Here is a 21,207-nt window from a genome sequence, read left to right on the forward strand (position 1 = left end):
TCGTGGCGGGCCTTTTTTGTTGGGGCCACGGCGCAATCATGGCGCCGGGCCTTGGGAAAGGATGCAAGGATGGAAGCGGTAATCGCCTATTCCGGGCGCGGCTTGGCGCGTCCGCGCTATTACGCCAACGCCCATGATCGCGACGAGGTGGAGATCGCGCCGCTGGCCATGCCCATCCGCGACGCGCGCGGGCGCGGCACCAGCCTCGACGTTGAAGGCTTTGAACTGGTGCGCGATCGCAGCGCGGTGACCGACTTTGCCGATCGCGCGCAGGTTGCAGCCATCCACGTTCCCGAAATCGCCGGGCTGATCAAGGACTTGACTGGGGCCAGCCGGGTGGAGGTGACCGGCGCTGGGCTCTTGCGCTTTTCCGAACGCTCGGGCCGGGCCGGCAGCCTCGACAATTCGATGCCCGCACGCTTTGCCCATATCGACGTGTCGCCTGCCACGGCCCTGTCGATGACCCAGCGCCTGGCGGCCGGGCGCCCGCATGCGCGCGTGGCGCAATACAACGTGTGGCGCGCGCTCTCCGCCCCGCCGCAGGATGTGCCGCTGGCGCTGTGCGATGCGCGCAGCCTGTCCCCGGCAGACTGCATCGTCGCCGATGCCATCTTCGATCCGCCCGGCGGCGCGCCGGAATGGTCGTTCGAAAGCTATGTGATCGCGGCAAATCCCGCGCATCGCTGGAACTGGTTTTCCAACCTCACCGCCGATGAAGCGATCGTGTTCAAGACCTTCGACAGCGATCCACGCCGCGCCACCCATGTGCCGCACGTGGCGTTCGATCTGCCCGGCTGCCCCGCCGATGCGCCGCCGCGCGTCAGCATCGAAATGCGCGCCACTGCCTTCTGGGAGGTGTGAGGCGAGGCACTTGTGCAACAGTTATGAATTATAATCGTCCTACTGTTATTTCGCATTGCTGAACGTTTCGCATATGTGATACCTAAGATTTCAGACCGGAACCATCCGGCTGCTATCCTTGGGAGGATACCGAAATGGCGTTTTCACGCTGCGATCTGCTGTGCTCGGCAGCCGCTTTGCTGTCGCTTGTCGCCACCCCCGCGCTGGCCCAGTCGGCGCCCGAAACCCCGCAAAAACCCGCCGAAACGGCCGGCAACACCACGCCTGAAATCGTCGTGACGGCGCAGTTCCGCAACCAAAAGTTGCAGGATACGCCGCTGGCCATCACCGCCGTCAACGGCGCCATGCTGGCCGCGCGCGGGCAGACCAACATTTCCGAAGTGGCGGCGCAAACCCCCAACGTGACGCTGGCCCCGCAAAATCAGTATCTTGGCCCCGGCATCATCGCCTTCATCCGCGGCGTCGGGCAGTCTGACCCCAACTTCGCCCTCGAACCGGGCGTGGGCATGTACGTGGACGATGTCTATCTGCCCACGCTGACCGGCTCGCTGCTCGATCTGATGGACCTCGACCGCGTCGAAGTGCTGCGCGGGCCGCAGGGCACGCTCGCGGGGCGCAACTCGCTGGGCGGGTCGATCAAGCTCTATGGCGTCAAGCCCAAGGGCGACAATTCCGGTTCGTTCGAAGCCACCTATGGCAGCTATCATCGCGTTGATCTGCGTGGACATTTCGATCTCAAGCTGACCGACAACCTGGCCATGCGCGTGTCGGGCGTGAGCAAGAACCGCGATGGCTATGTCAAGATCCTCGACTATGCGCTGACCCATCCGGGCACCAATGTGCCGACGATGGCCACCGGCGCCAATCCCCAGGTTGGCACGCTGGGCGGCACCAGCTTTGCCGCCGGCAAGGTGGCGCTGCGCTGGACGCCCGACGCCAATGTCGAGGTCAACGTGTCGGCCGACTATACGCGCGAGCGTGACGAGCCGGGCGCTTCGGTGCTGATCTATGGCAACAACATCGCCCAGTTCGCCGGATCGCCGGTTACCAAGGACCCCAACCGCGCGTGGCTCTATGGCACCAATGGCGCGCCGATCCCGCTCGATTGCCGCTTCGTGCCCAATGGCCGCAACAGCTGCGACACGCTCAGCGGCTATGACAAGCGCTATGTCAGCTATGCCACGTTCTATGATGCGGCGCGGCCCGATCACCAGGTGCCGTACAAGCCCCTGGCGCTCAACCGCCATTCCAACCTCGATAACTATGGCTTTGCCGGCACGATCGATTGGACGCTTGGGCCCAGCCTGGCGCTGAAATCGATCACTGCCTATCGCCACTATGATTCCGACTGGTCGTTTGCCGAAAGCGCGCCGGTCGTGCCCTCGATGCTCAACCAGGCGCAGAGCAATTCGCAGTGGAGCCAGGAACTGCGCCTGACCGGCAAGGCGCTCAACAACACGCTCGATTTCGTGCTGGGCGGGTTCTATTTCCATGCCAAGGGCATGTTCACCGGCCGCATCGACCTGAACTATGCCGGCATCGATTTCCTGCACGGCCCCGATCCCACGCCGGCCACCAACAAGGCGGTCTTTGCCAATGCGAGCTGGAAGCCGTTCGAGGCGTTCACGCTGACCGGCGGCCTGCGCGAATCGTGGGACCACAAGGAATACGGCTATGTCCGCCACAATCCCGATGGCTCCACCATCCAGCCGTGCACTGGCTATCCGTTTGGCGTGAACCAGCCGCCCAACTGCGCGCTCGCCGCGCTCAACGGGCTGTACAAGACCTTCGATGCCTCGCGCCTCGATTGGCGCGTGGCGGCCGACTATCGCGTCTCGCCCCAGTTGATGACCTATGCCCAGGTTTCCACCGGCTATCGTTCGGGCGGCGTCAACCCGCGTCCGTTCTATCCCAGCCAGGTGGAGGATTTCCGGCCTGAGACGATCACGGCCTATGAAGTTGGCTTCAAATCGGACCTGTTCGATCGCCGCCTGCGCTTCAACGTTTCAGCATTCTTCAACGATTACAAGAACATCATTCTGACGGTGCTGAATTGCCCGAACACCGCCGGGTTCCCCACCACGCCCTGCCTCCAGCCCAAGAACGTGGGTTCTGCCCATGTGAAGGGGATCGAGGTGGAAACGACCATCCGCCCGATCGATCACCTGTCGATCGACGGCTCGCTCTCGTGGCTCAAGTTCAAGTATACCACGGTCGATACCGCCAACACTGGCGTGACGGCCAGCATGGTGCCGCCCTATACGCCGGAATGGAAATGGAACGCCGGGCTTTCCTATGACATTCCCGACGTGCTCAAGGGCCTGGTCACCGTGCGCCTGGACGGCAGCTACCAGTCGCACATCTATGTCGATCCCACCAATGTCGATACCGCGCCGATCCCTGCCGCCACGCCCAGCCCGCTGGCATTCCAGACGGCAACCAACCGGATCGACGACTATTTCCTGGCCAACGCCCGCGTGACCTGGAAAAGCGATGCCGATACCTGGTCGATCAGCGCCGAAGTGCGCAACCTGACCAACAAGTATTACTTCACCTCGATGACCGCCAACTTCGGCCCGATTGGCACCAGCGCCGGTGCGCCGGGGCTTCCGCGCACCTGGGCGGTGACGGTGAAACGCAACTTCTGATCAAGCGTTACCGAAATGTGCCGGCCTGACGGCGCATGCTGGGCCTCCTTCCCATCCGGGAAGGAGGCCTTTTGTTTGGCCGAACGCTCTTGAAAACCGGGCGTCACGTGGTAGAATAATTCTAACAATTGATAACGTGAGGATGCCATGGGCGACTTTCCGCCGACCCCCTATTTCATCGGGCTCAACGCACCCGTGGGCACTGAACTGGCGCTCGAAGGGCTGCCCGTCGAAGGCACCTTGCCCCCCGAGGTGCGCGGCGCCTTTTTCCGCGCCGTGCCCGATCCGGCCTTTGCGCCCAAGTTTGCCGACGATCACACCCTGTCGGGCGATGGCATGATCAGCCGCGTGCGCTTCAATGCCGATGGTACGGCCGATTATGCCATCCGCTTTGTCGAAACCGCGCGCCACCAGGCGGAAAAGGCGGCGGGCCGCGCCCGTTTTGGCCGCTATCGCAATCCCTTTACCGATGATCCTGATGTGGCCGGGGTGGATCGCACCGTGGCCAACACCACCCCGGTGTGGCACGCCGGGCGGCTGTTGATGACCAAGGAAGACGGGCGGCCCTATCGCATCGATCCGCACACGCTCGATACGCTGGGTTCGTTCGATTTCGATGGCCTGCTCAAGTCCGAAACGATGACCGCGCACGTGCGCATCGATCCTGATAGCGGCGACCTCTATTTCTATGGCTATGAGGCCGATGGCCTGGCCTCTACCAAGATCGCCTATGCCCGGGTCGGCGCCGATGGCGCGCTCAAGTCGGAACAGTGGTTCGATGCGCCCTATTGCGCGATGATGCATGACTTCACCATTTCGCGGAACTGGGCGCTGTTCCCGGTCTATCCGACCACGGCCGAGTTGGAGCGGATGAAGGCCGGCGGCGAACACTGGCACCACGAGCAGGGCCTGGAATCGTGGCTGGGCGTGATGCCGCGCGATGGCGATGTGAAGGACATCAAGTGGTTCCAGGGGCCCAAGGGGGTCTATTGCTATCACATGATGAACGCCTGGGAGGATGCCGAGGGGCTGCTGCATTTCGACCAGTGCCTGTCGAGCAGCAATGCCTTTGCCTTTATCCGCGAGCCGGCCGGCCTGTTCCTGCAACCCTGGGAGATTACCGGCGGCCTCACCCGCTGGACGGTCGATCCGCGTGGGCCCGCCGGCCCAGTCACGGAAACGGTGATCGGCCCGCCGGGCGATTTCCCGATCATTCCGGCCAAGAGCCAGGGCCGTCCCTACAAGACGGGGTGGATGCTGACGATGAACCCCGATCGGCGCGGGCCGCCGGTGATGGGCGGGCCGGTGCTGGGCATGTTCGACATGCTGGTGCGGCTGGACGGGATGGACACCGCCAGCCCGCAGATCACCCAGGCCCTGCCGATGGAGCCGGGCTGGTGCTATAACGAGCCGGTGCACGTGCCCAGCGCCACACCGGGCCACGATGGCTGGCTGGTGACCATGGTGGACCACCAGATCGGCGAAGATGCGTTCGAGCATTTTGCCTGGGTGATCGATGCCGGCAACCTGGGGGCAGGGCCGGTGGCGACAGTGCAGATTCCCACCCGCCTGCGCCCGCAGGTGCATGGCTGGTGGGTGCCCCAGGCACAGCTCGATGCCGTGCGCACAGGCGTGGCGGCATGACCCGGATCGTCATCACCGGCGCATCGGGCAACTATGGTCGCGGCGTCGCCGATGCCCTGGTGGCGATGGGCCGCGCCGCAGACCTGATCCTGATCACGCGCAAGCCCGACAAGCTGGCTGCGCGCGCAGCGCAGGGCTGCGTGGTGCGGCAGGGCGATTTCGATCATCCCGCCACGCTGCCCGCGGCCATGGCCGGCGGCGATGTGCTGCTGCTGATTTCGGGCACGCGCGTGGGTGCGCGGGTGGTGCAGCATCAGGCGGCGATCGATGCGGCCGTGGCGGCCGGTATCCGCCACATCGTCTATACCAGTTTCATCGGCATCGATGATCCGGCCAACCCGGCCGAAGTGCGGCACGACCATATCGAGACCGAACGCCTGATCCGCGCCTCGGGTTGCGCCTTCACTTTCCTGCGCGACGCGCATTATGCCGACGCGATGCTGCTGATGGCCGGGCCACAGGTGATGCAAAGCGGCGCCTGGTATGCCAATGCCGGCAATGGGCGCGAGGCGATGGTCTGGCGCGACGATTGCATTGCCAGCGCGGTGGCCGTGCTCACCACCCTGGGCCACGAAAACCAGATCTACAACATCACCGGGCCACACCTCGAAACCTTTGCCGAGGTGGCCGCGATGATGGCGGAGGTGACCGGCTGCCCGGTGGCCTACCACGATCTGAGTGACGAAGCGCAGTATGCGCTGTTTGACAGCCTGGGCATTCCGCGCCGCCCGGTGGACGATCAGACCGTGGCCGGCGTGCCGTGGAACAGCGACGACATGGTCACGTTCGGCCGCGCCATCCGCGAGGGATTCCTGGAAATCTGCACCGACGACGTGGAGCGCCTGACCGGCCGCCCCGCGCGATCGACGCGCGAGATGGTGGAAGCCAACGTGGCCATGCTGCGCGCGGCGGCGGGGAAGTAGGGGGCGGGGCAGAGGCAGTGCGGGCGCCCTTCGACAGGCTCAGGGCGAACGGGCATCAGGACAAATTTCCTGAGACACCGTTCGGGCTGGGCCTGTCGAAGCCCGTGGCAGCCAAGCTCAGGGCGAACGGAAATCAGGGCAAATTTCCTGAGACACCGTTCGGGCTGAGCTTGTCGAAGCCCGTGGGGGCCAAGCGCGAGTTACAGCTTTAGATCATAGCGCCTTGGCGTAGAGCGCGAGCAGCTTGCTCCAGACCTTTTCGGCCTGGATCTTGTCATAGACCGGCGCGTCGATCGTGCACCAGCCGTGCTGGGCGGGGTAGACTGCCACGTCGGCCGGGCGGTCTGCCGCGGCGGCGGCATCTTTGAGGGCCGTCTTGTCACCGGGCGCGCGGGCATCGTCGTTTTGCGCAATCGCGAAGATGAACGAGGCCTGCGTCTGGCCGAGCAGCTTGTGCGGGCTTTGCGCCGTATCGTTGACCAGGTTGGCGCCGTGGCACGACACCGCCGCGCCAATGCGGGCGGGCCGGGCATAGGCGGCAAACACGGTGTAGGGGCCGCCCATGCAATAGCCCTGGGTGCCGATCTTGTGCGCGGTATCGACCTGCGGCTGGCGATCGAGCCAGTCGACATAGCTGCCGGCATCGGCCTGGATCTTTTCCGGTGTCAGCGCCTGGATCATCGGCTGCAGCTTTTGCTGGCCTTCGGGCGTGCGCCAGGCGGCGAAATCGGGCAGCACCGGCGCCGGGCTGTTGCGGTAATAGTGGTTGATCGCCAGCACGGCAAAGCCCGCCGCAGCGAGGCGCGTCGCCATGGTCTGATAGGCTTCACGCAGGCCGGCGATATCGGGCCAGAGCAGCACGGCCGGGTGCTTGCCCTTGGCCGGATAGACGAAAAAGCCATCGGCGGTGCCGTCGGCGGTTTCGATCGTGACCGGGCGCGACTCCGTGGCAAGGCCGGCAGGCGCTGCTGCCACGCAGCCCGGCGCGATCGCCAGAGTCGCCGCGCCGGCGCCAATGGCGGCGAATTGCCGGCGGTTGATCGCCAGCCACTGGGCGTTGTCGTCTTCGGTCAAGCTGTCGCACATGGCGCGTCTCTCCAGAACCTGTTCCCCGTCCGCGCGTGGTCTAGCGCAGACCGGCGGGGAAGCGGTATCGGTATTTGGTTCAGGTCAGATCGGCGAGGCCCACCGCGATGCCGGCCTTGGCCTGGGCCATGGCAGCGCGGCGCAGGCGTTCGATTTCGAGCCGGGCGGGCGGCGCCACTTCATCGGGCAGCGCGGCCAGGCTGGCTTCGTAGATCTCGCGAAAATCGTCGGCGAATTCGGGATGGGTCAGGATCAGGCCATCGCCGCGCGCCATGCCGGCAAAGACCTTTTGTCCCACTTCATACGGGTCCATGCCGGCGTCGAACGCGGTGCCGAACTGGCGCAGCTCCGCCTCGCTCACCGGGGCAAAGCCGCTCTGGCCGAATGCATCGGGGCGCTTGAGCGCGCTGTCCCAGGCATTGGTGCGGGTCAGCGCGGGGCAGCACAAAGCGCAGCCGATGCCATGCTGCGCCAGGTTATAGCGCAGCGATTCGGTCAATCCCCGCACGGCAAACTTGCTGGCGGTATAGATCCCCGCCTGCGGGCCGGGCAGGAAGGCGGCCATGCTGGCGATATTGACCACGCTGCGTTTGCCGCTGGCCGCCTTGATCGCGGGCAGGGCGGCGACCAAGCCATTGGCCACGCCGCCAAAGTTGACACCCATGATCCAGTCGTAATCGGCATGGCTGGCTTCGTCGGTGTTGCCGAACACGCTCACGCCGGCATTGTTGACCAGCACATGCAGCGCGCCGAAATGCGCCACCGTCTGCGCCACCACGTCGGCCCAGCGGGCGCGATCGGTGACGTCGAGTGGCAGGAACAGCGGCGCCGGGCGGCCCTCGGCGGCGAATTGCGCGGCCACGGCGGTGCGCTGCGCCTCGTTGCGATAGGTCAGCGCCAGCGCCAGGCCGGCATCGCTGAACGCGCGGGCCACGCCCAGGCCGATGCCGGTGCCTGCCCCGGTGATGAGCGCCACCTGCCCGGCCCAACCATCCGTCTGGCCGCCGGCCTGACCGACTGCGTTGTCTTGCGCTTGCATGGGTTTTTCCTCTCGCCTTCCATGTTATAATTGTTAGTGTTGCATACTAACAAAGAGAATGGGAGAGCCTATCGTGAGCGACCTGGAACAGCGCCTTGCCGCCCTGGAAACGCGGGTGACACAGATCGAGGATGTCAATGCCATCCGCCGCCTGCAATGGGCCTATGGCTATTACATCGACTATAACCGGCCAGAGGAAGTGGCCGGGCTGTTTGCCCGCGATGGCGCGGTGGTGTTCCTGTCGGGCGAATACCGCGGCTATGAAGGGATCATGCGCCTATATGGCACCTGGTTCCAGAACCTGTTCACCGGCGGGCGGCGCGGGCCGGTCAAAGGCCTGCTGCTCGACCATTTCCAGTTGCAGGACGTGATCACCGTGGCGCCCGATGGACAGAGCGCCCAAGGGCGCTTCCGGGGCATTCTGGCCGGCGGCTGGCACGATGCCGTCCTCGATGCCAAGCCCGAAGGCATGCCGCAGCAGTTCTGGGAATCGGGCATCTACGAAAACGATTACGTCAAGGAAGACGGCATCTGGAAGATCAAGCGGCTGGACTACATGATGCAGTGGCAGGCCGATTATGAAACCGGCTGGGCCAAGACCACGGCCCACCTGCAGCCGGCGGTGATGTGCTATCCCGAAAATCCGATCGGGCCTGATGTGATCCTGCCCGAAACGCAAGTGCGCGAGACCTGGCCGCACCGCCAGGAAGTGCCGATGAGCTTTGCCCACCCGGTGCTCGCCGCAGCCTTTGCCGTGGGGGATTTCACCCCGCTGCAGAAAAAGTGGCCTTGAGCGATGCACTAGCGGGACCCCGGATCAAGTCCGGGGTGACGATAAAAAGAGAACCAATCTATCAACTTACCGTCACCCCGGACTTGATCCGGGGTCCCGCTTCCTTCGGTGCGGCAAGTGCGGTCGTGGTGTCAGCCGTCGCTGCTGCCTTCCCACTGCGTCATCCGCGCCAGCAGGCGGCCGGAGGCGCGGCGGAAGGCGGCGCGGTCGCGCGCGTTGAAATCGGCGAACAGCTGGCGACTCACCTGGGCCATGGCCGGCACGGTACGATCGAACATGGCCTGGCCGGCCGCGCTCAGGCGGAAGGGTTTGCGCCGCCGATTGCGCAGGTCTTCGCCCGGTTCGACCAGGCCCTTTTGGTGCAACGCAACAAGCGCGCGGCTGACGTTCATCGGCGGCACGCCCATGATCTCTGACAGCTCGTGCCCGGCCATTTCGCCTTCCCCGCCCAGCGCCAGGATGATGCGTAGGTCGGTGGGCGCCAGGTCCAGCGGCTCGGCCACACCGGTGCGCATGGGATTGGAAACAAAGGTGGCAAGTTTCAACAGGTCCACCAGCAGGGCGGCATCCTCGTCCACGCCATCCATGGCGTTGCGGGGTGGTTCGGCGGGGGCTGCTGGCGGCGGCGTGCGGCTGGTCATGGCACTTACTATGACAACCTTGGCAAGCGCGGCAAGGGGCCGCATGAATTGCTGCGCCGCACGGTAAACGGCCCGGATTTCTGCCGGTTTTTCCGGCGCGGCACGCGATAGGGCTTGTTGTTGGATTGCATCAGATGTTATTATCCGGGCGTGGCTGAAAACGCCCTCTTGCGCTCTGCTAATTAGTATGCCTAACTAACAAACAGAACGAGGCTCGATAACGGGCCGATCCAGGAGAGGGGCTTATGGCCAGCATGATTCCCAACACGCATTTGGTGCGGCTTTTTGCCGCCGGCAGCGCTACTGCCATGGCATTGGCCCTCGGCGCTGCGGCGCATGCTGCCGAGCCGGCACCCCAGGCCCAGGCACCAGCCCCGCAGGCCACGTCGCCCCAGGGTGATGCGCAGGCCGCCGCCGCTGGCGATGACCAGGGCATCCGCGAAATCGTGGTGACCGCGCAGTTCCGCAACCAGCGCCTGCAGGATACGCCGCTGTCGATCACCGCGGTCGACGCCGGGCTGCTCGCCGCGCGCAACCAGACCGATATCTCGCAGATCGCGGCGCAGGCGCCCAACGTGCAGTTGACGCAGATGGGCGGCGCCTATGGCTCGTCGATGGCGGCCTACATTCGCGGTATCGGCCAGGCAGACTTCAACCCTGCCTATGAACCGGGCGTGGGCATCTATGTCGACGATGTCTATTATGCCACGCTGACCGGCTCGGTGATGGACCTGCTCGATCTTGAGCGGGTGGAAGTGCTGCGCGGGCCACAGGGTACGCTGACCGGCCGCAACTCCATCGGTGGCGCGATCAAGATGTTTTCGGTCAAGCCGCAGCCGGGCGATTCCGGCCAGATCGAAGCGGTCTATGGCGCGCGCAACCGCGTCGATCTGCGTGGCAGCCTCAACTTCCAGCTGGCCGATGGGCTCTATGCCCGCGTTTCGGGCGTGTACAAGCGCCAGGACGGCTATGTCGACGTGGTCGATTATGGCTGTGCTCACCCGGGCAACAGCCTGGGCCTGACGGCGGGCGCCAACGTGCCAACCAACTGCGTCACCGGCAAGCTGGGCGAAAAGAACTATTCCGGCCTGCGCGGATCACTGCGCTACAACCCCAACGACCGCATCGATTGGGTCGTCACCGGCGACTATACCTACGAAAACCGCTCCAACGCCGCCGGCGTGGTGACGGTGGACGATACCACCAAGACCGACGGCATCAATTTCATGTGCGGCCCGCGCTGCACCTATGCCAGCTGGTACATGGGGGCCGGCGGCCAGGCAGCGCAAAGCTATTCGATGCCGCGCAACACGGTGTTTTCCGGCTGGGGCGTTTCCAGCAACCTCACCGTGGGCCTGACCGACGATCTCAAGCTGGTGTCGATCACCGCCTATCGCAAATACAAGCAGACGTTCGGTACCGACGACGATTTCACCCCCGATCCGAACATTGCCGGCGCCGGCTACAACGACCTGCGCTTCCACTTCTTCAGCCAGGAACTGCGCCTCAACGGCAAGATCGGCGATCTGGCGGACTGGACGATTGGCGGGTTCTACAACGACCAGACCTCGGTCTACTTCACGCGGCAAGACATCCGCTACATCGGCCATGGCGCGCCGTTCCTGTTCCTGCAATTCCAGGGCAACGACCCCGTCAACGCCAACAGCAAGGCCGCGTTCGGCACGCTGATCCTGCACCCGGCGCCGGGCCTCAACGTCACTGGTGGCCTGCGCTATACCAAGGAGCACAAGGACTATACCTTCGTGCGCCAGAACTGGGCCGGCGGCCCGCTGGTCGATCCGTTCGGCGTGGGCGCGCTCAATGGCTCGGTCGCCAACTACAATGGCAGCAAGCTGGACTGGCGCCTGTCGGTTGACTATCGCTTCAATCCGCAGCTGCTGGCCTATGCCACGGTCAGCACCGGCTTCAAGGGCGGCGGCGTGACGGCGCGGCCGTTCACCAAGAACCAGGCGGTCAACGGCACGTTCACGCCCGAAACGCTCACTGCCTATGAAATCGGCATCAAGTCTGACCTGTTCGATCGCAAGGTACGCTTCAACCTTTCGGGCTTCGTGAACGATTACAAGAACATCCAGCTCAACCTGGCCGATTGCTCGGTGCTCGACGGGTTCCCGATCGGCACCGATCCGTTCCCATGCGCCGCAGTGGGCAATGCCGGCGACGGCAAGATGTGGGGCGCTGAAGCGGAATTGACCGCACGCCCGGTCGAAGGGCTGGACATCGACGCCACGCTGAGCTGGATCGACGGCGAATGGAAGCGCCTGGGGCCGACGGTGGGCCAGTCCATCCAGCTGCAGGACCCGATCGTTACCCCGCACTGGCGCGGCAGCCTGGGCATCCAGTACCGCATCCCGGTGGAAGGCCATGGCTCGCTCACCCCGCGGTTTGACCTTGCCTATACCGGCAAGCAGAACATCGGCCGCCTCACGCCCACCAGCGCACTCGACTACAACCCGGCCTTTGCCCTGGGCAACGCGCGCCTGACGTGGCGGAACGAGAAGGAAGACCTCACCGTCGCGTTCGAAGTGCAGAACGTGTTCAACAAGTACTACTACCTGCCGATCCGCTTCTCGGCGCTCTATGCCTCGGCTGGCACGGTTTACAGCAATGTGGGCCGTCCGCGCGAATGGGCGCTGAGCGTCGCCAAGAAGTTCTGATCGCTTTTCCGGTCATGAGGGGAAAGGGGCAGCCTTTGCGGGCTGCCCCTTTTCGTTTGGCAGATCAGGCGCACGGATTGTGCTTGCCCTGACCGTATCATTTGTTAGCGTTGACGAAAGGCCGAATCCGGCCAGGCCAGGGGAGAGACCGATGCTCGATCGCGCCGGCTATGAACGCTATCTCGCCGCGTTCAACGCCAGGGACTATGACGGCGTTGCCGATTTCTATGTCGATCCACCGCGCATGGAATTCTTCGGCATTGTCATCGCCACCCGGGAAGAGCTCAAGGCATTCTATGCCTGGCTGCATTCCTGCGTGAAGGAAACCGTTTCGATCCATAACTTTGCCGCCAGTGAGACGGCAACTGCGGTGGATGCGATCGTGCGGATCGAAGCGCTGCGCGACCTGACGCGCGACGAACTGGACGCCAAGGGCGCAACCGGCTTCTTTCCCATCCGCGCGGGCGAGGTCCAGGAAATCCGCCAGTTCATCTTCTATACCACGCGTCAGGGCCGGATCGTAAAAGTGGAATGCGCTTTGCCACCGCCGCTTGCCGCCTGAACCATTTGGCCTGCCGCGTTCGATCAAAGGAATTGTCCATGCTGCTTCCCCACGGCGTTCATATCGCCCATCCCGAACGCCTCTATATCGGCGGGCAATGGGTGCCCGCGCACAGCGGTCGCCTGATCGAGATTATTTCGCCTGATAGCGAGCAGGTGGTGGCCCGCGTGGCCGAGGCGGACGCGACAGACATGGATGCGGCCGTCGCGGCGGCGCGCGCGGCGTTCGACCATGGCCCCTGGCCTACCACGCCCCCGGCGCAGCGCATTGCGGCATTTCGCGCGATGATCGATCATCTGCGCCCGCGCGCCGATGAACTTGCCCGCGCCTGGACCGCGCAGATCGGCGGGCTGGCCAGCTTTGCCGGGCCGATGCACCAGGGCGCGCTGTTAGCGCTCGATGGTATCGCCGGCTTTGCGCAAGACTTTCGCTTTATCGAGCAGCGCCCCAGCCATGCGGCGGCGGCCGCGCTGATCGTGCAGGAACCGGTGGGTGTGGTGGCGGCCATCGCGCCGTGGAACGGCCCGTTCGGCATCATGGCCAACAAGGTGGCCTATGCCCTGCTGACGGGGTGCTGCGTGGTGATGAAGCCATCGCCTGAAACCCCGCTGGAAGCCTATCTCATTGCCGAGGCGGCCGAGGCGGCGGGCCTGCCGCCCGGCGTGGTCAACCTGGTGCCCAGCCACCGCGAGGCAGCCGATCACCTGGTCAGCAATCCTGGTGTGGACAAGGTGAGCTTCACCGGATCGACCGTGGCGGGCAAGCGCATCGGCCAGGTCTGCGCCGGCCGCGTGGCGCGCTGCACGCTGGAACTGGGCGGCAAGTCTGCCGCGATCGTGCGCGACGATTTCGCGATCGATCATGCGGCCAAGCTGCTGACCGGCACGATCACGATGATGAGCGGGCAGGTCTGCGCGATGCTGAGCCGGGTGATCGTGCCGCGCGCGCGCCATGATGAACTGGCCGATGCCATCGCCCGGGAAATGCGCGGCGTGGTGATCGGTCACAGCGATGACCCCGCCGCCCAGTTGGGCCCGGTGGCAATGCAGCGCCAGTTGGAGCGGATCGAGGGCTATATTGCGCAAGGCAAGGCCAGCGCTGACCTGGTGACCGGCGGCAGCCGCCCCAGCCATCTCAACCGTGGCTATTTCATCGAGCCGACGCTGTTTGCCAATGTGAACAATGCCGATGCCATTGCCCAGGAAGAGATCTTTGGTCCGGTGCTGGCGCTGATCCCGGTGGAGGACGAGGAAGAGGCCGTGGCGGTGGCCAATGCCAGTGCCTATGGCCTCAACGGTTCGGTGCTGACGCACGATGCCCAGGCTGCCTGGACGATCGGCCGGCGCATCCGCACCGGCGGCTTTGGCCAGAACGGCCTGCGCATGGATTTTGGCCTGCCGTTCGGCGGCTTCAAGCAATCGGGCGTGGGCCGCGAGGGCGGGCCCGAAGGGCTGATGCCCTACGTCGAAACCAAAACCATGCTGCTCGATGCCCTGCCCGAGGGGCTTTGAGCGTCACGCGCGGGTCTTTCCGTCCTGTTGCCACACGCCATAATAATCGTTGGCAATTCTGCGCACGCCCTCGCGGAAGGTGGCGCCGCCAAAATTGAGAAGCAGGCCAAGAGGCATGGCGAGCAGGCGCAGATAAGTCAGCACTTGCTTGCCATGCACCTGGGCGCATTTCTCGACCGATTTAACCTCGACCAGCAAGGCATCGTTGATGATCAGATCGGCACGGAAACCATCGCCCAGATGTATTCCTTGCCATACCACGGGTATCATCTGCTGCCGGCGGACCTGCAATCCGCGTTGTTCAAGCATGTGACACAGGATTGTTTCGTAAACGGACTCCAGCAGGCCTGGGCCGAGTTCGACATGCAGCCTGTATCCGCAATCAATCACCGTGGTAGCCAGCTTCTCCAAATCTGCCGAGGCGCTGAGATTGTGCATGATTGCGACGGTCGGTGATTTGGGGAAATTCGTAAAGCATGGATGCTGCCATTTTGGCATTCGGCATTTTTTGGATTTTTCACACGAAGACACGAAGACACGAAGAAATTTAATAATTCCGGCGGAGCCGGATATCCGTCTTTCACTTCTTCGTGCCTTCGTGGCTTCGTGTGAAAATAATCGTTAAAGACTCCGCGTCTCACCCCAACTCCAGACACCCCCCATCGACATAGAGATCGACGCCGTTGATGAAGCTGGCCTCGCGGCTGGCCAGGAACAGCGCGGCGCTGGCGACTTCTTCGGCTGTGCCCATGCGGCCGATCGGCACCACGGCCGAGAGCATGTCGCGCATGCCGGCGATCTGTTCGGGGCTGGCATCGCGCTTGAAGATTTCGGTCTCGGTGGGGCCGGGGCTGATCAGGTTGACGCGGATGCGGCGGGGCAGGAGTTCCTTGGCCACGATCCGCGCCATGGCGCGCAGGCCTGCCTTGGCGGCGGCATAGGCAACGTTGCCCGGCACGGCGGCAAGCGATCCGATCGAGCCGGTGATGACGATGGCGCCGCCATCGCGCATCAGCGGCAGCGCATGCTGGATCGCAAAGAACGCGCCGCGCAGGTTGACGGTGTGGATATCGTCCCAGAACGTCTCGGTCACCTCGGGCACCATGGCAAAGCCGCCGACGCCGGCGTTGACGAACAGCACGTCGATGCCGCCCAGCACTTGCTCGATCTCGGCCAGGGCAGCGCGGGTCTGCTCCACATCGCCCATGTCGGCGCGCACCGCCAGCGCGCCGAGTTCCTCGGCCGCCTCGTGCAGGGTTTGCGGGTTGCGGCCGGTCAGCGCCAGGCGCGCGCCCTCTGCCGCGAACTGGCGCGCGGCTGCAAGGCCGATGCCGGAATTGCCGCCGAGGATAGCGACGCAGGTGTTGTCAAAGCGCATCGTGGGGCCTTTCAAAACATCGGCAGGGGATTGACCGGTGCGGTCGGCACGTCCTGGATCACGTCCCAGTGCTCCACGATCATGTCATCTTCGCACCGGAAGATATCGACCACGGCCAAGCCGGGATCGCCCTGCCAGCGCTGCACGTGGGTGTGCACCACGACGTGGTCGCCATCGACGAAGCTGCGATGGATGGTTTGCCGCGCATCGGGCGATTCGTGGCGGACGCGGTCGAGAAAGGCCTTGAGCGCGGGCACGCCCGGCTCTGCCAGCGAGCTGTGCTGGACATAGCTGGGCGCGATGTAGCGATCGACCGCACCGCTATCCATCGCGATCAGCACATCGTGGTACATCGCCAGCACGCGATCGAGCAGGGCCTGTTCGGCGGGCGTTCTGGACATCGGCATTTCTCCCGGGCTGCATCTGCGGCAAGAGGGTATCTCCCCCCTTTCATTATAACAATTGATAGGATATGTCGGTTGCATAACCGCGTCAAAGGCTTGTTGCCCCAAGGCCGCGAAAAGGGAGAGACGATGGACCGCGAGGCCCTCTATGCCGCACTCGATGCCTTTCTGGCTGCCCTCGGCCAAGGGGCTTCGGCCCAGGTCAACTGGGCGAGCGATGCGCTGTTTTCCGAAAACAATGTCATGCTGGCCACCGACGATGGCGTGTGGGGCACGGTGCAGGGGCTGGGCGATTATCGCCTGCGCTTTGCCGATGTGCGCACCCGCCAGGTCGGCTATTTCGGCACGCTGATCGAGGCGATCGAGGAATCGGCACTGACCGTGCGGCTGGCCCTGAACGAGGCGGGCGAGGTGGCGGAGGCCGAGCTGCTGATCGTGCGCCAGTCAGACAGCGGCATCAAGTTTGAAAACCCGCGCTATTGGGACAAGCCGATCCTGCACCGCGAGCCGGAAAGCCCGGTCGATCGGGCCGAGATGGTGCGGCTGTCCAACGGCTATTTCGACACGCTGCAGCGCAACGATGGTACGATCCACACCCGGTTCCACCCCGATTGCCAGCGGGTGGAAAACGGCGTGCAGACCACGCGCAACCCCGAATTTGCCAAGATCGTGCCGGTATCGGCGCTGGGCTGCGAAGAGCAGTTCCGCATGGGCAACTATCGCTATGACGACGAACTGCGCGCGCGGCGCTTTCCCGTGGTGGACGAGGAGCGCGGGCTGGTGCTGGCGTTTGGCTTCATCGATCATTCCGGGCGGATCGATGAGTATCAGCTGACCGATGGCCGCACCGTGAAAAGCCCGGTACGCCGGCCGCACAGCTTCTACATCTCCGAGCTGTTCAAGATCGACCATGGCATGATCGAGCAGATCGAAGCCAATTTCATCACCGTGCCCTATCGCATGCCCAGCCCATGGGATGCGCTGTGATGCGCGGGGTTTGGGGATGGTTGCGGGGGATAAGTTCCCACACGAAGCCACGAAGGCACGAAGAAGGCGGCACGGCGGCGCAGGCAGATAGGCATGCATCTTCCTTCGTGCCTTCGTGGCTTCGTGTGACACAGCATGCGGGGGGCTTCGACAGGCTCAGCCCGAACGGGGACGGGCGGAAGCTGGCCCACTCTTCCCTCCTCTTTAGAGGAGGGGCCGGGGGTGGTGGACATCTGACGCCAGGCATCCACCACCCCCCGACCCCCTCCTCTGAAGAGGAGGGGGAGAAGAACGCCGTCTCCGTTCGCCTGGGGTTTGGCAGAGGGCGCTGGCGCAACCTCGCTGTACTCATCGCCGCCAGTCTGGCGCTCCCTGCCGCCGCGCCGCTGACGCAAGGCGCGGGCAGCGAGTGGATCGAGCCGGGCGGGGACGCGGGCAAGATGCATTGGTCTACGCTCGATGCCATAAACCCGGCCAACGTGGCGCGGCTGGGCTTGGCCTGGGAAGCAGACCTTGGCACCGCGCGCGGGCAGGAAGCCAGCCCGGTGATGGTGGGCGGGGTACTCTATGTCGCCGGCAATGCCGGGCGCGCCTATGCCTATGACGCGGCAAGTGGCCGCGAACTCTGGCGGTTCGAGCCGGAGGTGGACATGCAGCGCAACCGCACCGCGTGTTGCGACATGGTCAACCGCGGGCTGGCCGTATCAGGCGGCAAGGTGTTCATCGCTGCGCTCGACGGGTGGATGTACGCGCTCGACGCCAAGACCGGCGCCGTGGTGTGGAAGACCGATTTCATCGAGGACCGCAAGCGCGGCGACAATTCCACCGGCGCACCCGAAGTGGCCGGCGATCTGGTGGTCATCGGCATGGGCGGCGCGGAGTATGACGTGCGCGGCTATGTCACGGCGCTCGATATCAAGACCGGGGCGATCCGCTGGCGCTGGCACGTGGTGCCGCATGATCCCGCGCTCGGCCCGCAGGAAACGCCGGAGCTGGAAGCCGCGCTCAAGACCTGGGACCCCAAGAGCCGCTGGGACGTGGGCGGCGGCGGCGCGCCGTGGGATGCGATCAACTATGATCCTGAAACCGGCTATGTCCTGGTCGGCACCGGCAATGGCGGGCCTTATGCGCGGTCAAAACGGTCGCCCGCCGGGGGCGACAACCTCTATCTCGGCTCGCTCGTGGCGCTGGACCCCAAGACCGGGCGGATGGTCTGGTATTACCAGGAAACGCCCGAAGACAATTGGGATTTCACCTCTACCCAGCCGATGATCCTGACGCACATGGCGGTGGACGGACAGACGCGCGGGGTGATCCTGCATGCGCCCAAGAACGGCTTCCTCTATGTGATCGATCGCAAGACCGGCCAGGTGCTGCGCGCCAATGCCATTGCGCGCGCCAACTGGATCAAGGGCTTTGAGCCGGGCACGATGAAGCCGATCCTGAACCGGGAAGCTGCAGATTATACCGATGGGCCCAAGATCGTGTTTCCCTCCACCGTGGGGGCGCGCAACTGGTTTCCGGCGGCCTATAGCCCGCAGACCGGCCTCTATTACGGATCGGTGGCCGATATCGGCAACCTGATCTTCATGACGCCCGGCGCCAAGCCCTATCGCGCCCGCGCGCTCAACAACGATGCCGCGCTGATCTTTACCCCCGATGTGGTGGCGGCCACGGAAACGCTGCCGCCGCCGATGGCGCAGGCGGTCAAGGCGCTGCCGGCCTATGCGCAGGCCAAGGCCGATCCCGGCAAGAGCCAGTTGCGCGCGATCGATCCGCTTACCGGCAAGACGGTGTGGGCGGTGGACAGCGAAGGCTGGCAGGACCGTGGCGGCGTGCTGGCCACGGCATCGGGGCTGATCGTGCAGGGCACGCTTTCGGGCAAGCTGGTGGTGCGCGATGCGCGCAATGGCGCCGTCTTGAAGACGATCGAGACCGGCAGCCCGATCATGGCCGCGCCGATCACCTATGCCGTACGCGGCGTGCAATACATTGCCGTGCAGGCTGGCTGGGGCGGGGGCGGCTGGGCGTTCACCCCGCGCTATTCGGCCGCCTATAGCCGCGGCAACCAGAACCGGCTGCTGGTGTTCCGCCTGGACGGGGGCAAAGTGCCGCTGCCGCCGCTGCTACCCCCGCTGGAGGTAGTGCCGCCGCCGCCGGCCCAGGCGCCGGGGGTGACGGCAGCCACGATCGCGCGCGGGCAGGGGCTGTTCTTTGCCAACTGCGCGATCTGCCATGCCAATATCCACCGCTCGATGGCGCCAGACCTGCGCCGCATGCAGCCCGGCACGCACGAGGCGTTCAGGCAGATCGTGCTGGAAGGCGCGCTGCTGCCGGCCGGCATGCCACGCTGGGACGATGTCTTGCGCCCCGATGATGCCGATGCGATCCATGCCTACCTGATCGATCTGCAGGGCAAGACGCGGGCCGATGAACTGGCCAAGCAGAAGGCCGGCAAGCCGCTCGACGGGCCGAGCCTGACCATCCTTTCCAACTATTGAACCGAACGGGCCGCTTCTCATGGACTTTTCCACGCTCGACAATCCCCGCCTGGAATTTGCCTTTGCCTGCACGCTGAAATTCACGCGGGTGCAGATGATCCCCGACTTGCCCAGCGGCGGCATGCGCAGCGCGGTCTATGTCGACGAAGGCGTGTTCGAAGGGCCGCGCCTCAAAGGCCGGGCGGTGCCCAATTCGGGCGGGGACTATGCCTTCTTCCGCAGCGATGACACCGCCGTGTTCGATGCGCGCTATGTGCTGGAAGTGGACGATGGCACGCTGATCTACATGCAAAACAAGGGCTTTTTGTGGGGGCGCGAGGCCGGCACGATGGATCGCTTGCGCGCCTGGGCCTTTGCCGGCGGCGCGCCGGTTCCCCATGCCGAGTACTATCTGCGCGCCCAGCCCACGTTCGAGACCAGCAAGGGCCCGCACGACTGGCTGACGCGGCACGTGTTCATCGGCGTGGGCGAGCGGCGCCCGGATGGCAACCACGTAAAGTATTACGCGCTGACGTGAGCGGCCCACAGGGGCACGTTGGCATTTTGTAATTATCTTCGCGATGGCCGCTTTGCTATCGGCGGCGCTCCTTTGAGGGGCGTGTGGCATGGCGTGGCGTGTGGTGAAGCAGGGTGTGGCCCTGGCAGCGATGGCGGGCGGGGCGTTGGCAACGCAGCCGGCCCTGGCTGCGCCAGAGGAAATCCAAGTCTATATGGACGAGATGGACCAGCCTGGCCATTTCGGCCTCGATACCCACATCAACTATGTGGCCGATGGCACCACCACCGATGACTATGTCGGCGCGCAGCAGGCGCTGCACCGCCTGCGCGTCACCCCCGAATTTTCCTATGGCATCACGCCCTATCTGGAAGCGGGGCTCTATCTGCCGCTGGCCACGCTCGATGGGCAGGGCCGGCTCGATCCCGGCGGGGTCAAGACCCGGCTCAAGTTCATCGCGCCGCGCCGGCCCGGACAGAACTGGTGGTGGGGCGCCAATTTCGAGATCGGCCACGTCGATCACAACCTCGACATCAATCCGTGGAATGCCGAGCTGAAAGGTATCGTCGGGGCGCGGCTGGGCAAGTGGACCCTGGCCGAAAACGCCAACGTCGATTTCGTGGTGTCAGGCCCGGTTGGCCATTCGCCTGAAGTCGAGTTCGACACCCGCGTCGCCTATGCGATGACGAAGAAGGTCTCGCTGGGCATCGAAAGCTATAACGGCACGGGCAGCTTTGCCCATTTCGGCAACCTGCACGGCAGCGACCAGTCGATCTTTGCCGTGGCCGACGTGGACCTGGGGCGCTGGGCGCTCAACCTGGGGGTTGGCCACGGCTATGGCACCAATGCCGATACCACGATCGTCAAGGCCATCGTCAGCCTGCCGTTCGAGCGCATCCTGGGGCGGCGCAACGCGGTTGATTAGGACGTGTGGACAGGTTCAATGGTGAGGGGAACGACTTAGGCCGTGAACCCATAAATGAAACTATCGCTTTGTCGGCTTCCGCGCGCGGAATAGGATGGGTCCGACAAAGCAAATGTAAGCGACTGACGCA

Annotated in this window: 18 protein-coding genes; 12 read left to right on the forward strand and 6 right to left on the reverse strand. The window is 64.5% G+C overall.

The window, feature by feature from the left end:
- The first annotated feature begins 69 nt into the window (after positions 1-69).
- From FHW97_RS16575 to FHW97_RS16590, 4 genes are all read left to right on the forward strand, one after another.
- Positions 70-861 carry a CmcJ/NvfI family oxidoreductase gene (locus tag FHW97_RS16575; RefSeq protein WP_168352507.1) on the forward strand — a complete coding sequence of 264 codons (792 nt, stop codon included), beginning with the start codon at positions 70-72 and terminating at the stop codon, positions 859-861.
- Between the two features lie 134 nt (positions 862-995).
- On the forward strand, positions 996-3,509 hold the full coding sequence (locus tag FHW97_RS16580) for a TonB-dependent receptor (RefSeq protein ID WP_168352508.1): 2,514 nt from the start codon (positions 996-998) through the stop codon (positions 3,507-3,509).
- 147 nt (positions 3,510-3,656) lie between these two features.
- Positions 3,657-5,153, forward strand: coding sequence for a carotenoid oxygenase family protein (locus FHW97_RS16585; RefSeq protein ID WP_168352509.1), 1,497 nt, complete (start codon positions 3,657-3,659; stop codon positions 5,151-5,153).
- Entirely contained in the window at positions 5,150-6,076 is a 927-nt protein-coding gene (locus FHW97_RS16590; RefSeq protein WP_171799285.1) for an NAD(P)H-binding protein, read from the forward strand. The genes FHW97_RS16585 and FHW97_RS16590 overlap by 4 nt, the downstream gene beginning before the upstream one ends.
- 213 nt (positions 6,077-6,289) lie before the next feature.
- On the opposite strand, the gene FHW97_RS16595 is transcribed toward FHW97_RS16590, so the two are convergent.
- Both FHW97_RS16595 and FHW97_RS16600 read right to left on the reverse strand, forming a co-directional pair.
- The gene (locus FHW97_RS16595) at positions 6,290-7,162 is read right to left on the reverse strand and encodes a dienelactone hydrolase family protein (protein WP_171797243.1); all 873 of its coding nucleotides are present in this window, start codon (positions 7,160-7,162) and stop codon (positions 6,290-6,292) included.
- Positions 7,163-7,241: 79 nt separating this feature from the next.
- Positions 7,242-8,201: an SDR family oxidoreductase gene (locus FHW97_RS16600; protein WP_171799286.1), complete on the reverse strand. Its 960-nt coding sequence runs from the start codon at positions 8,199-8,201 to the stop codon at positions 7,242-7,244.
- 73 nt (positions 8,202-8,274) lie between these two features.
- On the opposite strand from FHW97_RS16600, the gene FHW97_RS16605 reads away from it, so the two are divergent.
- The gene (locus tag FHW97_RS16605) at positions 8,275-8,994 is read left to right on the forward strand and encodes a nuclear transport factor 2 family protein (RefSeq protein WP_171799287.1); all 720 of its coding nucleotides are present in this window, start codon (positions 8,275-8,277) and stop codon (positions 8,992-8,994) included.
- A 131-nt stretch (positions 8,995-9,125) separates the two neighbouring features.
- Here FHW97_RS16605 and FHW97_RS16610 read toward each other — a convergent pair whose 3' ends face one another.
- Complete coding sequence (locus FHW97_RS16610; protein ID WP_062787567.1) at positions 9,126-9,635, reverse strand: MarR family winged helix-turn-helix transcriptional regulator; 510 nt, start codon at positions 9,633-9,635, stop codon at positions 9,126-9,128.
- Between the two features lie 245 nt (positions 9,636-9,880).
- On the opposite strand from FHW97_RS16610, the gene FHW97_RS16615 reads away from it, so the two are divergent.
- The 3 genes from FHW97_RS16615 (at position 9,881) to FHW97_RS16625 (ending at position 14,386) form a co-directional block, all read left to right on the forward strand.
- Complete coding sequence (locus tag FHW97_RS16615; protein WP_171799288.1) at positions 9,881-12,313, forward strand: TonB-dependent receptor; 2,433 nt, start codon at positions 9,881-9,883, stop codon at positions 12,311-12,313.
- A gap of 151 nt (positions 12,314-12,464) precedes the next feature.
- A complete protein-coding gene (locus FHW97_RS16620; protein WP_171799289.1) occupies positions 12,465-12,875 on the forward strand; it encodes a nuclear transport factor 2 family protein in 411 nt (136 codons plus the stop codon).
- Between the two features lie 38 nt (positions 12,876-12,913).
- Positions 12,914-14,386, forward strand: a complete 1,473-nt coding sequence (locus FHW97_RS16625) for an aldehyde dehydrogenase (RefSeq protein ID WP_370525450.1) — start codon at positions 12,914-12,916, stop codon at positions 14,384-14,386.
- A 3-nt stretch (positions 14,387-14,389) separates the two neighbouring features.
- On the opposite strand, the gene FHW97_RS16630 is transcribed toward FHW97_RS16625, so the two are convergent.
- From FHW97_RS16630 to FHW97_RS16640, 3 genes are all read right to left on the reverse strand, one after another.
- Complete coding sequence (locus FHW97_RS16630) at positions 14,390-14,824, reverse strand: GxxExxY protein (RefSeq protein ID WP_171799290.1); 435 nt, start codon at positions 14,822-14,824, stop codon at positions 14,390-14,392.
- Positions 14,825-15,023: 199 nt separating this feature from the next.
- On the reverse strand, positions 15,024-15,764 hold the full coding sequence (locus tag FHW97_RS16635) for an SDR family oxidoreductase (protein ID WP_171799291.1): 741 nt from the start codon (positions 15,762-15,764) through the stop codon (positions 15,024-15,026).
- An 11-nt stretch (positions 15,765-15,775) separates the two neighbouring features.
- Entirely contained in the window at positions 15,776-16,165 is a 390-nt protein-coding gene (locus FHW97_RS16640; RefSeq protein ID WP_107717030.1) for a nuclear transport factor 2 family protein, read from the reverse strand.
- 132 nt (positions 16,166-16,297) lie between these two features.
- Here FHW97_RS16640 and FHW97_RS16645 point away from each other — a divergent pair, with 132 nt between their 5' ends.
- The 4 genes from FHW97_RS16645 to FHW97_RS16660 all read left to right on the forward strand — a co-directional run bounded on the left by FHW97_RS16645 (position 16,298) and on the right by FHW97_RS16660 (position 21,077).
- Positions 16,298-17,155, forward strand: coding sequence for a hypothetical protein (locus FHW97_RS16645; RefSeq protein ID WP_171799292.1), 858 nt, complete (start codon positions 16,298-16,300; stop codon positions 17,153-17,155).
- A gap of 386 nt (positions 17,156-17,541) precedes the next feature.
- Entirely contained in the window at positions 17,542-19,656 is a 2,115-nt protein-coding gene (locus FHW97_RS16650; RefSeq protein WP_255476528.1) for a PQQ-dependent dehydrogenase, methanol/ethanol family, read from the forward strand.
- A 19-nt stretch (positions 19,657-19,675) separates the two neighbouring features.
- Positions 19,676-20,173 carry a DUF3237 domain-containing protein gene (locus FHW97_RS16655; protein ID WP_022677395.1) on the forward strand — a complete coding sequence of 166 codons (498 nt, stop codon included), beginning with the start codon at positions 19,676-19,678 and terminating at the stop codon, positions 20,171-20,173.
- Between the two features lie 88 nt (positions 20,174-20,261).
- Positions 20,262-21,077 carry a hypothetical protein gene (locus FHW97_RS16660; protein ID WP_171799294.1) on the forward strand — a complete coding sequence of 272 codons (816 nt, stop codon included), beginning with the start codon at positions 20,262-20,264 and terminating at the stop codon, positions 21,075-21,077.
- Positions 21,078-21,207: the final 130 nt, after the last annotated feature.

The sequence above is a fragment of the Novosphingobium sp. SG754 genome, from assembly GCF_013149315.1.
GTDB lineage: Bacteria > Pseudomonadota > Alphaproteobacteria > Sphingomonadales > Sphingomonadaceae > Novosphingobium > Novosphingobium capsulatum.

What these genes read in the sequence shown, in the direction of transcription:
- FHW97_RS16580 (WP_168352508.1), top strand. Translation starts at nt 996, where the DNA reads ATGGCGTTTTCACGCTGCGATCTGCTGTGCTCGGCAGCCGCTTTGCTG.
- FHW97_RS16640 (WP_107717030.1), bottom strand. Translation starts at nt 16,165, where the DNA reads ATGTCCAGAACGCCCGCCGAACAGGCCCTGCTCGATCGCGTGCTGGCG.
- FHW97_RS16630 (WP_171799290.1), bottom strand. Translation starts at nt 14,824, where the DNA reads ATGCACAATCTCAGCGCCTCGGCAGATTTGGAGAAGCTGGCTACCACG.
- FHW97_RS16655 (WP_022677395.1), top strand. Translation starts at nt 19,676, where the DNA reads ATGGACTTTTCCACGCTCGACAATCCCCGCCTGGAATTTGCCTTTGCC.
- FHW97_RS16600 (WP_171799286.1), bottom strand. Translation starts at nt 8,201, where the DNA reads ATGCAAGCGCAAGACAACGCAGTCGGTCAGGCCGGCGGCCAGACGGAT.
- FHW97_RS16660 (WP_171799294.1), top strand. Translation starts at nt 20,262, where the DNA reads ATGGCGTGGCGTGTGGTGAAGCAGGGTGTGGCCCTGGCAGCGATGGCG.
- FHW97_RS16645 (WP_171799292.1), top strand. Translation starts at nt 16,298, where the DNA reads ATGGACCGCGAGGCCCTCTATGCCGCACTCGATGCCTTTCTGGCTGCC.
- FHW97_RS16590 (WP_171799285.1), top strand. Translation starts at nt 5,150, where the DNA reads ATGACCCGGATCGTCATCACCGGCGCATCGGGCAACTATGGTCGCGGC.
- FHW97_RS16635 (WP_171799291.1), bottom strand. Translation starts at nt 15,764, where the DNA reads ATGCGCTTTGACAACACCTGCGTCGCTATCCTCGGCGGCAATTCCGGC.
- FHW97_RS16610 (WP_062787567.1), bottom strand. Translation starts at nt 9,635, where the DNA reads ATGACCAGCCGCACGCCGCCGCCAGCAGCCCCCGCCGAACCACCCCGC.
- FHW97_RS16585 (WP_168352509.1), top strand. Translation starts at nt 3,657, where the DNA reads ATGGGCGACTTTCCGCCGACCCCCTATTTCATCGGGCTCAACGCACCC.
- FHW97_RS16615 (WP_171799288.1), top strand. Translation starts at nt 9,881, where the DNA reads ATGGCCAGCATGATTCCCAACACGCATTTGGTGCGGCTTTTTGCCGCC.
- FHW97_RS16625 (WP_370525450.1), top strand. Translation starts at nt 12,914, where the DNA reads ATGCTGCTTCCCCACGGCGTTCATATCGCCCATCCCGAACGCCTCTAT.
- FHW97_RS16575 (WP_168352507.1), top strand. Translation starts at nt 70, where the DNA reads ATGGAAGCGGTAATCGCCTATTCCGGGCGCGGCTTGGCGCGTCCGCGC.
- FHW97_RS16620 (WP_171799289.1), top strand. Translation starts at nt 12,465, where the DNA reads ATGCTCGATCGCGCCGGCTATGAACGCTATCTCGCCGCGTTCAACGCC.
- FHW97_RS16595 (WP_171797243.1), bottom strand. Translation starts at nt 7,162, where the DNA reads ATGTGCGACAGCTTGACCGAAGACGACAACGCCCAGTGGCTGGCGATC.